This window comes from Paenibacillus sp. Y280, assembly GCF_056786335.1.
In genome coordinates this window covers 116,036-129,003 of the sequence record NZ_JBXCIW010000004.1, presented here as the reverse complement: position 1 = coordinate 129,003, position 12,968 = coordinate 116,036, and the positions used below count along the sequence as shown (strand labels likewise).

The window sequence follows — 12,968 nt, the reverse complement described above, 5'->3', positions numbered from 1 at the left end:
GTTTTGGGCTGCTTCTTCATTTCTTCCGCTGCGTTTGCGCTATACCCGATTCATCCTTCGGTATTCAGAGGGACTAACCTTCACTTTTTTTGAAAATATTCGGCTTAAATAAAATCCGTTGCTGTATCCGCATGCTTGGGCGATTTGCTCTAGTGGCAAATGGGTCTCTGTCAGCAGTGATTTGGCTTTCTCTATTCGAAGAGTGGACAGGTAGTGGGAAGGCGTCAATCCTACGCTCCGCTGGAACCTGCGGCTAAGCTGCACAGGACTAATGCCCAGCTCAGCTGCAAGATTGTGCATGCTTATATCCAGGTAGCGATTCTGATGAATAAAAGCCTTGGCCTGTTCAATAAGCGGATCGGCAAGCCCAGCCTCTTGATTGGCGGGATCGGATTCAGTCAGCCGGCAAAATTGCCAAATATCGTTCAGCATATGATTTTTCCAATAGTGATTCTGATCACCGGTATAAATGGATTGCTGCTTTAGGCTATTCAAGTTATCGGCCAGACGATTTCGGTGCCGAATGCTCAGCTTGTATGCGGATTCGGACAGCTGCTGCTGAACCGCCTGTTCACGTTCATTTATGCCAGGTGCATCGTTTGAAGCCGAGCCAAAAGAAAATCCGATGAAATGAAACGATAACGCATGGATCACGCTGCGATGAAAGCGAAAGCCCGGCGGACAGACGACCACATCTCCCATTCGAGCTGTACCCTCTACTTCCCCTATTCGATACGAGAAGCTCCCGCTCTCCACGGCAAACAGCACCCATAGATCATACGTATCCACGCTTAATTGAAACTGGGATTTGCTATCCCAAAAGATATGATGAGATAGAATAGGATACAGGCCGGAGCTTTGCAGCATCACTTTTCTACACCTCCTCGGTGAAATAAAGTATATGGGTATATGATAGCGTAGTGCATGTTAAATCACTAGCCTCCATATTATGATGAAATCAAATCGATCTAGTGGAGGTATAGCCTGATGAAAATCGAACATGTAAAATCCGATATTACCGTTATTGGCGGGGGACTGGCAGGCGTTTGCGCCGCCGTCGCTGCTGCCCGTCTTGGGCAGACCGTATCCTTAGTTAATAACAGGCCGGTTCTCGGAGGCAATTCAAGCAGCGAGGTACGGGTGTGGGTATGCGGTGCAACGGCGCATGGAACGCAGCGTTATGCGAGAGAAACCGGCATCATGGGTGAAATGTTCGTCGAAAATCAGTATCGAAACCCCGAAGGGAATCCTTATATATGGGATCTTGTTGTTCTGGAAACCGTCCGCGCGGAAAAAAATATTCGCTTGTTCCTTAACACGGATGTGCACGAAGCGGAGGCGGAAGGACCGGAGGATGACCGAGTCATTCAAAGCGTAACAGGCTGGATGATGGGCTCAGAGCGAAAAATTCGTTTCGAGAGCAGCATGTATATCGATTGTACCGGCGATGGCCTTGTTGGCTTCCTTGCCGGAGCGAAATATAGAATCGGCCGCGAGGCCAGGGATGAGTACAACGAGGATTGGGCGCCGGAGGTGGCGGATGACATTACGCTTGGCAGCACGCTGCTCTTTTATACGAAGGATGTTGGCATGCCGGTCAAATATATTCCGCCTAGCTTTGCCAAGGACATTACACAAACGACGATTCCGATGAAGCGGGTAATTCGCAGCGGGGACTCCGGTTGTCACTATTGGTGGATCGAATGGGGCGGAGAGCTGGACACGGTCCATGACAACGAAAGGATACGCGACGAGCTGTGGTCGGTTATTTACGGGATTTGGAACTATATTAAAAATTCAGGCCAATTCGATGCGGCAAATATGACGCTGGAATGGGTAGGGTCCATTCCCGGCAAGCGGGAGTATCGGCGTTTTGTCGGGGACTACATGCTGAATCAGAACGATATTATGGCGCAGGAGCCATTCGAGGACCGCATTGCTTTCGGGGGTTGGTCCATCGATCTTCATCCACCGCAGGGCATGTATTCGGAAGAGAGCGGCTCGAAGCATCTATTCTCGGACGGCGTCTATCACATCCCGTTCAGAAGCTTGTATTCCAGCAATGTTCGCAATATGTTGTTTGCAGGCCGCGACATTAGCGCGACACATGTTGCTTTCGGCACGACAAGAGTGATGGCAACCTGTGCCGTAATCGGGGAAGCGGCAGGCAGCGGCGCTGCGCTTTCCGTACAGAAAGGGATTACTCCGCGCATGCTTCATCGCGATTATATGAATGAATTGCAGCAGACGATGCTGCGGCAGGATGCGTCAATCATTGGTATGGCCGGCAATGATCCGAATGATCTGGCGAAATCCGCACGCGTTACCGCATCCAGCACGCTGGAACGAATTGCGATTGAACACGCCGCAACGATACATGCACTCGATCGCGATATCGGCATATTGTTCCCAGTTCATCCCGTGCTGTCATCGGTTGAGCTGCTTGTCGATGCCAAACAAGCCACAACGGTTGAGGTGGAGCTATGGCATACGGGCAAGGGAGAGAATTACGTTCCCAAGCAATGGGTAAAGTCGGCTTCCAAGGCCGTCGCCGCGGGCAACAAGCAGTGGGTTAAGCTTGATCTGGATTGGCAGCCGGAGTCGGCCTGCAACGCTTTTGTCATCGTCAAAGCGAATGAGGCTATCACGCTGCACGGATCTGACGAACCGTTAACCGGCGTGCTTTGCTTTGAGAAGGGGCCTAAGCCGGTAGTATCGACTTTGCTTGAGGATCATCAACCCGATCAGCCGGTAGCGCAGTGGAGCATGCGCAAATGGAACCGCCGGCCAGTATGCTTGCGGGTAACGCCAAATACGGAGTCCTATGCGGCAAGCCAAGTTGCAGACGGCTATGTTCGGCCTTATGCGGGTCCGCATATGTGGGTATCTAGGCCATTATCCGCTCATTCACAGGAATGGATACAATTAGTTTGGGATGACGAGCAGGAGATTGGTGAAATTCATCTAACCTTTAACGATGACGTAAATGAAGATTTAATCAATCTGCATCATCATCGAACGCCGTTCGCTGCGATTCCCGAGGTCGTGCAAAGCTATCGCATTCAAGCTTTCATCGCTGGGGAATGGGTAACGATCATAACGGAGCAGGATAATCACAAACGAAAAAAAGTGCATCTCCTCCAAGAAGCGATTATCACTAACCAAATTAAACTAAACATAGAGGCAACGAATGGATGTCCGCATGCGGAGGTTTGCGAGATCAGAGTCTATGGTATATCCTAATCTATTACTATTGGAATCGCTTACAGCATAGACTGGTATAGATTGGTCGAATGGAAGGGAGAGAGTATCATGGCTGAGAAACCGTTGAACGTCCTAATTGTCGATGACGAGCTTCCGCTGAGGCAGGAGCTTCGCCTATTCCCATGGGAGGACTGCGGCGCCGTCTTAATCGGCGAGGCCGGGAATGGCGAGGAAGCGCTTCAAATGTGCGGGGTCCGCGTACCGGATGTCGTCGTTACGGATATCACGATGCCGATTATGGACGGCATTACACTCATACGGGAGCTTAGGAAACGATATCCTGCCATTCAAATTATTTTGCTGACCTGTCACAGTGATTTCCATTATGTTCAGGAGGCGCTCCGGCTTGGAGCGCTTGAATATTTATTAAAGGTATCGATGGAAGAAGAGGAAATGAAGCAGGCGATGATCAAAGTTAGAGAAGCGATCGTCAAGGAACGGCGTTCCCTTGATAATGAAAAATCCGAGCGGCGGCTGCTGCAAGCGGCAGCGTTCGGGAAGCTGCTGCGCGGTCATGCGCTTAGTGGCGACGAGTGGATGCCTATCGAGCTGGATGGAGCGAGGTCCTATAGATTGGCGCGCCTGATTCTGGATGCGCCGAATGCTTCCTATATTCCCGCGAGGCAGCGTATTCAACAGACGTTGAATGATAGAGAAAGATCTGACCCCAATTGGCTGACTTGGCTGACAACCGGTGAGAAGGAGTATTTCGTCCTCATGGCGGCACAGCATGCCGAAGCGGAAGCGATTGCCTCGCTTAGCGGAGTCGTACAAGCGTTGGAATGCTGCTTGAAGGAATATGAAGAGCTGCCCGAACACCTTGTAATGGTGCATGCGATTGTCAGTGAACCGTTCACAAGCAAGGAAGAGCTATCGCATTCGCTCACTTATACGACCGAATGGAAGGACGCGCTTTTTTACGATGGCTCGCGTGGGAGCAGCGTATGGATCGGCAGACCGGTTCCTTTGAGAGAGATGACGGATAAGCATGCGAAGCAACTAAATGAGATGCTAAGAATGGCTAGCAAGTCTGCTGCAAGCCTAAAGAGCTGCATTCAAGGGGACTTGCCTGTATGGTGTTCAGCAATACGCATTCGGCCGCAGCAGCTCAAGCAGCGCATGTTGAGCTGGCAGATGGAATGGCTGAAGGTCCATGAGGGTGCTGAGCTTGATGGCCGGGGCATCACGCAATTGATGGGAGCGCAAACCTTGCAGCAAATGATTGGCTGCCTCATTCATAATATCAACGAAATCGAGAGCGGAGGATCGCGCTCGCGTATCGAAATACGCTCCGCGATCCAATGGATTCAAGCGAATATGCAGCAGCCCATTTCGCTTCCGATCCTTGCTGAGCAGGTCGGCTTAAGCCCGCATTATGTCAGTCGGTTATTTCGTGAACAGACGGGCGATACGGTCAATCAATATATTACCCGTCTTCGAATGGAGAAGGCGGTTGAGCTGCTGAAGCGAACGAATAAAAAGGTGTACGAGATCGCGGAAGAGGTCGGAATTCCGAGCTATCGTTATTTTACCGTTACGTTTCGCAATTGGACAGGGGTGTCTCCGACGGATTACAAACGGAATCCTTAAACAGCTGCGAGATCGGATACGGGGGTATGGGGCATATGTCTAAGTTGGTCAATTGGTATAGCAGTCTAGGTCTTGCCACCAAGCAGTTCATCTATTTATTCATCGTGACGCTTCTGCTCGTGATGGTGCTTGCCTATCGCAATCTGAGCGAGGCAGAAAGTCTATTGAAAAATCAAGTCATACGCGATGCCGAGCTGCTTGTAGGCCGGACCAATCAATATATTGATGCCAGCCTCGACAATGTCGAGAATATGCTCCTGCTGCTCTCTACCCGTTACGATCTGTTCGATGAAGGAAACGAGGCGCTTGCCGACGATACGCTGCGCAAATTCGCCGATTATAACAATTCGATAGCCAAGACGCTGTATTTGGTTCGTACCGATGGGAAGGTCTACGCGAACTCGCAAGTCAATTATGATATCATCGGCAATTCGAAGCTGCCGGAGCTGTATGAGCTGGCGCTTCAGAATTATGGGGCAATCAATGTAAGCGAGCCCTATTATTCACCGATGTCCGGCCACACATTGGCCTATGTTTTGCCGGTTACCGATTTGCGCAGACAGGTGAAGGGTGTTGTCGTGGCAGAGGTGAATCTGGATTTGCTTACGGAGCGAATCGCTCCAATGATTTACCAATCGTATGCTTTAGTGACGAAGGACGGGAATATTATTAACCGGCTTGATTCTCGCGATAAAATGCTTCCTTTTCAGTCAGCGGTGTATCCGCCTGTACTTCAGGATAGCTTTCGGAAGCAGCTTGTTTCCCTTAAAGTCGGCGTTAGCCAGATCGAAGGAAATGGTTTGAAACCGCTTGTAGCCGTGAAGTCGACGAAAAACCGGCTGGGCTGGTCCTTAGCGGCATTTATTGAGGAAGACTATTTCTACCAAGACCTGCAGCAGTTAAATTATAATTACCGAACGGCAAGCATCGTGTGGATGATCATTCTGTTGATAAGCGCATTCCTGATGAGCCGCTCCTTCACGAAGCCTATTCGCCGGTTCGTAGAGAAGATGGACCGGTTAAACGATGTGCAGATTGTCGCGAAGCTGCCGGTCACAAGAAAGGATGAGATCGGCCGGCTGACACAAAGCTATAATGACATGCTGGAGCGGATTCAAACGCTGCTGCAAAAAACGAAGTCGGCGGAGGAGCAGAAAAAGGAATATGAGCTGAAAATGCTGCGGAGCCAGATTGCGCCTCATTTTCTATATAATACGTTAGCCTGTATAAGCAGTCTTGCCAAGCAGCAGCGGATTGACGAGGTGCGCGATACGATTCGATCCTTGGTTAAGCTGTTAGCCTTCAGCTTCGATAAACAATCGGAATTCGTCTCGATCGAAGAAGAACTGGAAGGGCTGCGCATGTATATGCACATTCAACAGGTGCGTTATGGCGAGCAATACAAATACCATTTGGATATTGACCCCTGCCTGCTGCAATACCGGATTCTTAAGCTAACCCTGCAGCCGCTTGTAGAGAATGCTATATTTCATGGCATTACACCGCGCAGCGGAGGGCTTATTACGATTAAGGGGAAGCTGGAGTGGGGCATGATCAGGCTCTATGTTCGTGATAACGGCATCGGCCTATCCCGAACCGAAGCTCGCAAAGCGCTGCATGACCATTTCGAGCAGGAACGCTCTAAATACCGTTTTACCGGAATTGGCTTACGCAATGTGCATGATCGAATCCGTATTCATTTTGGCGTGCCCTATGGCTTGCGAATAGGAAGTGCCAAAGGCGTCGGAACCGTCATCCGGGTGGACATCCCCGTTCTTACCGAAAACGATGAGCGTTTAGGAGTCTTGAGCTAAGCGGTCTATCCGAATTAGGGGGCTGTCCCATGGGACGGTCTCTTTGTTTGTTGGCGCACTTCGAGCAGCCTATACATACTTTCCCGTAATCCATACACTTTTTACGTTTTTATGTATATCGGCAGTTGGAGGCACTGCTTATACTTAAAACATGAAAGCGTAACCATAAAAGGAGGGCTTACATGGAAGCCGATCAAAGCTACATACCCGCCTCTCGAATGCAGCCTACTCCGCAAACGAAGCTGCAGTCGGTTTTAAGAACCGTCTGGCGTTTCCGGGCATTATACATCATGCTGCTCCCCGGTGTGATCTATTTTGTTATCTTCCGATACTTTCCGATGTACGGGGTCATTATTGCTTTTAAAAACTTTGCAATTATGGACGGCATAACGGGAAGCGCCTGGGTAGACCCGTGGTATAAGCATTTTAGAGATTTTTATCAATCCCCCTATTTCAGTCAGCTCTTGACTAATACGTTGTTAATTAGCTGCTACAAGCTAATCTTTGGAACATTTCCCCCAATCATACTCGCGCTGCTGCTGAATGAATGCCGCGTGCGTTGGTTGAAAAATATTGTCCAAACACTGACTTATTTGCCGCATTTCTTATCGTGGGTTATTATTTTTGGAATCCTGCTGACCTTGTTCTCCCAGAACGGGGGACTGGTGAATCGATGGATTGTGGAGGCGGGCGGCCAGTCGATCCCCTTCTTGACCTCAACGGACTATTTCCGCAGCATTCTGGTCGGTTCCGAGGTGTGGCAAAACCTTGGCTGGGGCGCGATCATCTACTTGGCAGCAATGGCAGGCATCGATCCTACTCTTTATGAGGCTGCAAAAGTGGATGGCGCGAGCCGGCTGCGGATGATATGGCACATATCGCTTCCAGGCATTCAAAGCATCATTGTGCTGCTCTTCATTCTGAAGCTGGGCCATCTGCTGGATGCCGGGTTCGACCAAATCTATATCCTGTACAATATTCAGGTGTATCCGGTTGCCGACATTTTGGATACTTGGGTATACCGAACAGGCTTGCAGCAATTGAATTTCAGCTTGGCTTCGGCAGTCGGATTATTCAAGTCACTCATTGGACTGATACTGGTGCTGGGAGCTAACCGTCTGGCGAAAAGGTGGGGTGAGGGAATATGGTAAAAAGCTTGGATGATAAAATATTCAATGGTGTCGTATATGTTATTCTCGGGCTATGCGGACTTGCTGCCATTCTTCCGATGCTTTATGTCGTATCGGTATCCATCACGCCATTCGGTGAAGTGCTGCGCAACGGCGGATTTATTTTGTTCCCGAGCGAGATCACGTTCTCTGCTTACCGCACGCTGTTAACCGAGTCGAATATACCGAAAGCTTTTCAAATAACGGTCCTCATTACGGTTATCGGTACGGCAGTCAATCTCATATTGACCGGCTTGATGGCTTATCCGCTCAGCCGCAAAAACCTGCCGGCAAGAAGGTTTTTTCTCCTGATGATCGTGTTTACATTGTTGTTCAGCGGAGGACTTATTCCAACCTACCTGGTCGTCAAATCGATGGGACTGCTAGACACGATTTGGGCGATGATTCTGCCAAACGCCGTATGGAGCTTTAACGTGCTCATTATGAAGAGCTTCTTCGAGGGACTGCCCGAGGAATTGTTCGAATCAGCCAGGATGGACGGCGCCAAGGAGTTCCGGATATTGCTCCAGATCGTCACGCCGCTCTCGATACCGGTATTGCTCACTGTCGGATTGTTTTATTTAGTTGGCCATTGGAATGAATTTTTTCAAGCGATCTTCTATGTGACAGACCGAACGCTGTTCCCGCTGCAGGTCATCGTCAGAGAAATTTTGATGCAAAGCCAGCAGCCGCTTGAAAATGCCGAGAACATCATGCCTACCCAGACGATGCAGATGGCTTCCGTGATGATTGCGAGTCTGCCCGTTATCGTGATCTATCCCTTCCTCCAGAAGCACTTTACGAAGGGTATGCTGCTCGGATCGATTAAAGGTTGATCTAGTCGCCGTATGGATAACTGGCCAGCCATACGGACCTATTCAATAGATAGTTTTCAGAAAGGGGATATGAAGATGAGAAAAGTATTTTCATTCTTGCTGACCATTTCATTGCTAGGAGCTTTGCTTGCGGGCTGTTCGGGAGGTGGAGGCGGCGAAACCAAAGATGGCAATACAAAAGATGGCGATACGCCTGGCAATGCCTCTACCGCTAAGCCTAGCAACGGGGAAAGCGACAAACCGATTAAGCTGGAAATTATCGAGAGCGGCAACAACCTGCCTACGCCGGATAAGGATATCATTAAGAAGGAGCTGGATACGGCGCTGAACATTGACCTTAATCTGACCGTCTATCCTTCGAATGATGATTACGCAAACCAATTGAATGTTCGCATGTCCTCCGGCAATTTCCCTGATTTATTCATGGTGAGCCGGCAGCAGCTAATCCAATTTTCCAAACAAGGACTATTGCTGGATATAACGCCTTACATGGATAAATTGCAGCAGACGGTCGACTACATCGGTGAAGATAGCGTCAAGAAAGGCATGGTAGACGGGAAGGTTTACGGCATTTCCAAATCCCCGCAAATCCCTTATAACACGTTATGGATTCGCAAGGATTGGCTGGATAAGCTGAATCTGCAGGTTCCGACAACGATTGAACAATTGAAGGAGGTAGCGGAGGCCTTCACCACTCAGGATCCCGATGGCAACGGCAAACCGGACACGTATGGTTTGACGGGAGGTAAGCTGGGCGCATTTTCACCGGTATTCGGAGCGTTCGGTGTCGGTATGCCAGGAAATTTCTATGAGAAAGACGGGGCCGTTGTTAATGCGCTGTACGACCCGGCAATGAAAGATGCACTGACGCTCATTCAGCAGATGATCGCTTCGGGCTCGGTTGATCCCGAGTTGTTAGCCAACAGCGGGCTTCAGCATCAGGAGAAGGCCATTAAGGGTCAAGCGGGCATGGTCTATATCGATTGGCCGAATATGACGAAGGAGCAATTCGTCGAGCAAATCAAGACCGTTAATCCGAATGCGGAGTGGCTGCAAATGGCTGCGCCGAGCGGACCGGGGGGACAATTTGACGGCTCATGGGATATTGGCTCAGCGCCGGGACGATTTGCTATTCCGAAGGCACTGGAGAAGGATCCGGAGAAGCTGCAGCGCGTCTTCGATCTGCTGAACTATATCTCGAACCCGGACGGCGGCTCAATGCTCGTTCAATTCGGGGTGAAGGACACTCATTTCACGATGGATAACGGAAAGCCGAAGATGACGGATAAGGCAGGCGACGTCGGTTATTCATGGTTATACCAATTCACGGGAAGGCCTGAAATGGAATATTTGCAAGCAAAGTTCACCATGCAGTCTGATGCAATCAAGTTTGCCAACGACCAGCCTCGCATTAAAGTGCTCAATGGATTCGTAGATAATCCTGAAGGCTTTAATCCGGCTGACGCCGATCGGTATATCGAGGAAGAGATCGCGAAATTTATTTATAACAGACGCCCAATAAGCGAATACGATGCTTTTATTAAGACGCTGGAGACATCCATGAATTATAAAGCATTCCTGGATAGCGCTTACGAGCAGCTGAAGGCGCTAGGTTATGGTGGCTAAGGCATTAATTGCTGCGAATGGAATGTGCAAGACAAGTCGGCTAATTACATGTACGCAAGCAGGAGGAGAGGCCTAATGGAAACGACTTCGCTTAATATTTTAGAATTGAAGAAACAGTTTGACGAGCGAGGGTACTTGATTATACCGGATGTTTTATCCGAGGATAAGGTAACCCGTTTGAATGCAGCGATCGATGAAGTGCTCGCAGAGGAGCAGGATACGCTTGCCCATAATATTTATAATAGCGTTTCTCGGCATGCTGAGATTGCTTCGTTAATCGATCATGCAACGATCCTTCCCTTAATCGTGAATTTGCTTGGACATAATATTCAGCTGCATATCTCCCATCTAACGGTGAGGAAGCCTAATCCAAACGATGTGAAAACGGCTACGCACAGCTTCATCGATTGGCATCAAGACGGCCCTCATCCGCAGTTTCCGGTCATTGCAGGCTTAACGGCTACTTATTATATTAAAGTCTGTTATATTTTAAGCGATATGTCGCAGCCAAACAGAGGCAACACAAAGGTCATTCCGGGCAGCCATAAGCAGCCATACAATCCGAACCATAAGGATGTAAGCCAGCAATTGGATGGGGAGGTACAGGTGTGCGGAAAGCCGGGGGATGTGTTTATTTTTGCGCAAAATCTGTGGCATGCCGGCTCGACGAATCATTCCGAGTTCACAAGAAGACAGCTGTTTCTCGGCTACAGTCCGATCTGGATGCGTCCAATCGATTACCATCAGGCAGATGAGAGTCTCTTGAAGGACGCTGATCCGATCCGCCGTCAATTGCTTGGACAAATTAGCGACAATAAATTTAAGTACTATGTTCCTGAAGATGCGATGGTGCCGCTCAAATCGATGTTCATCGGTCATTCTTAACTGGTTGAATCGGGTTCCTATTAAAGCTGAATATTGTTTCGGTTGCGCGGCGAGCGATATTCCCGCAGCGCAATAAGGAGCAGTGAAAAACGAGTAATCGTTTTTCACTGCTCCTTTGTTCTTCATACAGATGAGGAAATTAGATCGCTTTCGCCAGCAGCTCCGCATAAAATTCCGCTCCATGACGCTTCAAGTGGACACCGTCCTTCGAGAAGGGGGCTTCAAAAATTCGTAACAGAACAGTTGCAATCCGGAATCAAATTGGAAACAACAAATTGAAAAATTACAAGCGTAAATAAAGTATGTATGGACGGGCAAAGGGAACTTTAACCATAGAGTGTTTATGTGAGGCAAGCTCCTCTGCATAATGCTCATGCAGCAGGGACAGTCGCATACGTTGGAGGAGATTTTTTATGAAAATGAAACTGATAAGTGTGCTGCTGATGGTTGCTCTTGTCTGGATATCGGGTGGATCAGGAGCTGCTAGCGCGGCAAAGGGAGTTAGCTCGTTTAAGGCGGCTTTTGTACGCAAGGGGGAGCTTTGGCTGAAGGAAGGCCGTCAAGAGAAGAGACTGGTTAATGGGCCGCTCGTACGCAATCCAAAATGGTCGTTCGACGGAAAGTGGATCGCATATACGACGGGGGAGGCGGAGCAAGAGCTGTGGGTGCTGCAGCTGCGTACCGGCCAAAGCAAGCTTGTATCGAGGGAAGGCGGGAGAAATTTTCAATGGGCGCCGCATGCAGAGAAGCTTGCGTACCAGACTGAGGAGCTGCTGCAATATGTCGATGTGAATAAGCCGGACGAGCCGCTTGGCGCTGCCAAAGGCATCGGCAACTATTCATGGCTGCCGGATGGCAAGGGGTTCTTTGCTTCCTCGCAATCGGAGCTGCTGCCGGACGGCTGGACGCCGATTAGTCTTTATCAAATACCGCTTGCTGGATTGTTCGATCCGAGCAAATATGTAACCGTGCATGTGCTGCCAAGCCCTTCGGATGATTTTTTTGCGGTTGCAACCAGCGTGTTCAAATGGTCGGCGGATGGGCGATGGATCGCTTTTCTAGCGAAGCCAACCGCCTCATTATCAGCCGACAGCAACACGCTTTGCGTTATCACAACGGATGGAGTCGTTTTTCGAACGTTGGACGAAATGGCTAATAATGAGCAGTGGTTTGAATGGGCAGAGCGCGGCGACCGTTTGGCGTACATTGCCGGTGTTGGGCGTGAGGCTGCGAGCAACAAGAAGCTTAAAGTGATAGCAGTCACCTCGGAAAAATCGGCCGAGTACACGCCAAAGGGCTTTGTTGATCAAGCCTTTGCATGGCAGGATGAGCAGCATATTGTCGTATCGAGAGCAGCCGAATCTAAGCCAGAGGTTGGCCAAGCTGCACCGGCTTATCCTTATTTGATGCGGGTGGAGCTGGAGAACGGCGAGCAAACGTCCATTACGAAACCATCCAGCAAGCATGGTGCTTATCATCCGGCAGCATTAAAGTCCAAGCTGGCATGGGTGGAGCGTGACCAGTCATCGGCGAACGTTATCGTGGCAAATGAGCGTGGACGCCACGCGGAGCAATGGATTAAAGGCATCGACATAGCAGATTCCTATTATGGGCAGTGGTACTGGGATGAGGTGCTGGCTTTTTATGAGGCAGGTTGATTGATGGGAAGGACTAACTTTGTAAGCACATATATGTGCTTATAGCCCGCAAACAAGGGTTACTCATTCGCTGTAAGTTTAAAAAGAAAATAAAGGATTAGACTAGCCCCAACTATAAAAACAGCG

Annotated in this window: 9 protein-coding genes; 8 read left to right on the top strand and 1 reads right to left on the bottom strand. The window is 49.5% G+C overall.

Annotation, left to right across the window (positions count from 1 at the left end; translation table 11 throughout):
• Nucleotides 1-39: 39 nt before the first annotated feature.
• Nucleotides 40-867, bottom strand: a complete 828-nt coding sequence (locus AC1TPC_RS06750) for a helix-turn-helix domain-containing protein (RefSeq protein ID WP_482066291.1) — start codon at nucleotides 865-867, stop codon at nucleotides 40-42.
• 120 nt (nucleotides 868-987) lie between these two features.
• Between AC1TPC_RS06750 and AC1TPC_RS06745 the strand changes: the two genes are divergently transcribed.
• The 8 genes from AC1TPC_RS06745 to AC1TPC_RS06710 all read left to right on the top strand — a co-directional run bounded on the left by AC1TPC_RS06745 (nucleotide 988) and on the right by AC1TPC_RS06710 (nucleotide 12,842).
• Nucleotides 988-3,243, top strand: a complete 2,256-nt coding sequence (locus AC1TPC_RS06745) for an FAD-dependent oxidoreductase (protein ID WP_482066100.1) — start codon at nucleotides 988-990, stop codon at nucleotides 3,241-3,243.
• Nucleotides 3,244-3,312: 69 nt separating this feature from the next.
• The gene (locus tag AC1TPC_RS06740) at nucleotides 3,313-4,854 is read left to right on the top strand and encodes a response regulator transcription factor (protein WP_482066099.1); all 1,542 of its coding nucleotides are present in this window, start codon (nucleotides 3,313-3,315) and stop codon (nucleotides 4,852-4,854) included.
• 35 nt (nucleotides 4,855-4,889) lie between these two features.
• A complete protein-coding gene (locus tag AC1TPC_RS06735; protein WP_482066098.1) occupies nucleotides 4,890-6,668 on the top strand; it encodes a cache domain-containing sensor histidine kinase in 1,779 nt (592 codons plus the stop codon).
• 218 nt (nucleotides 6,669-6,886) lie between these two features.
• Entirely contained in the window at nucleotides 6,887-7,819 is a 933-nt protein-coding gene (locus AC1TPC_RS06730) for an ABC transporter permease (RefSeq protein WP_482066290.1), read from the top strand.
• Nucleotides 7,813-8,673 (top strand): carbohydrate ABC transporter permease, encoded by an 861-nt coding sequence (locus tag AC1TPC_RS06725; protein ID WP_169084203.1) that lies wholly within the window; start codon nucleotides 7,813-7,815, stop codon nucleotides 8,671-8,673. The genes AC1TPC_RS06730 and AC1TPC_RS06725 overlap by 7 nt, the downstream gene beginning before the upstream one ends.
• 69 nt (nucleotides 8,674-8,742) lie before the next feature.
• On the top strand, nucleotides 8,743-10,299 hold the full coding sequence (locus tag AC1TPC_RS06720; protein ID WP_482066097.1) for an extracellular solute-binding protein: 1,557 nt from the start codon (nucleotides 8,743-8,745) through the stop codon (nucleotides 10,297-10,299).
• Nucleotides 10,300-10,374: 75 nt separating this feature from the next.
• Nucleotides 10,375-11,184, top strand: a complete 810-nt coding sequence (locus AC1TPC_RS06715) for a phytanoyl-CoA dioxygenase family protein (protein WP_482066096.1) — start codon at nucleotides 10,375-10,377, stop codon at nucleotides 11,182-11,184.
• 413 nt (nucleotides 11,185-11,597) lie between these two features.
• On the top strand, nucleotides 11,598-12,842 hold the full coding sequence (locus tag AC1TPC_RS06710) for a hypothetical protein (protein ID WP_482066095.1): 1,245 nt from the start codon (nucleotides 11,598-11,600) through the stop codon (nucleotides 12,840-12,842).
• Nucleotides 12,843-12,968 lie beyond the last annotated feature (126 nt).

Bases quoted from the DNA above. Each gene is read 5' to 3' on its own strand.
- AC1TPC_RS06750 (WP_482066291.1), bottom strand. From the start codon at position 867: ATGCTGCAAAGCTCCGGCCTGTATCCTATTCTATCTCATCATATCTTT.
- AC1TPC_RS06745 (WP_482066100.1), top strand. From the start codon at position 988: ATGAAAATCGAACATGTAAAATCCGATATTACCGTTATTGGCGGGGGA.
- AC1TPC_RS06740 (WP_482066099.1), top strand. From the start codon at position 3,313: ATGGCTGAGAAACCGTTGAACGTCCTAATTGTCGATGACGAGCTTCCG.
- AC1TPC_RS06735 (WP_482066098.1), top strand. From the start codon at position 4,890: ATGTCTAAGTTGGTCAATTGGTATAGCAGTCTAGGTCTTGCCACCAAG.
- AC1TPC_RS06730 (WP_482066290.1), top strand. From the start codon at position 6,887: ATGCAGCCTACTCCGCAAACGAAGCTGCAGTCGGTTTTAAGAACCGTC.
- AC1TPC_RS06725 (WP_169084203.1), top strand. From the start codon at position 7,813: ATGGTAAAAAGCTTGGATGATAAAATATTCAATGGTGTCGTATATGTT.
- AC1TPC_RS06720 (WP_482066097.1), top strand. From the start codon at position 8,743: ATGAAGATGAGAAAAGTATTTTCATTCTTGCTGACCATTTCATTGCTA.
- AC1TPC_RS06715 (WP_482066096.1), top strand. From the start codon at position 10,375: ATGGAAACGACTTCGCTTAATATTTTAGAATTGAAGAAACAGTTTGAC.
- AC1TPC_RS06710 (WP_482066095.1), top strand. From the start codon at position 11,598: ATGAAAATGAAACTGATAAGTGTGCTGCTGATGGTTGCTCTTGTCTGG.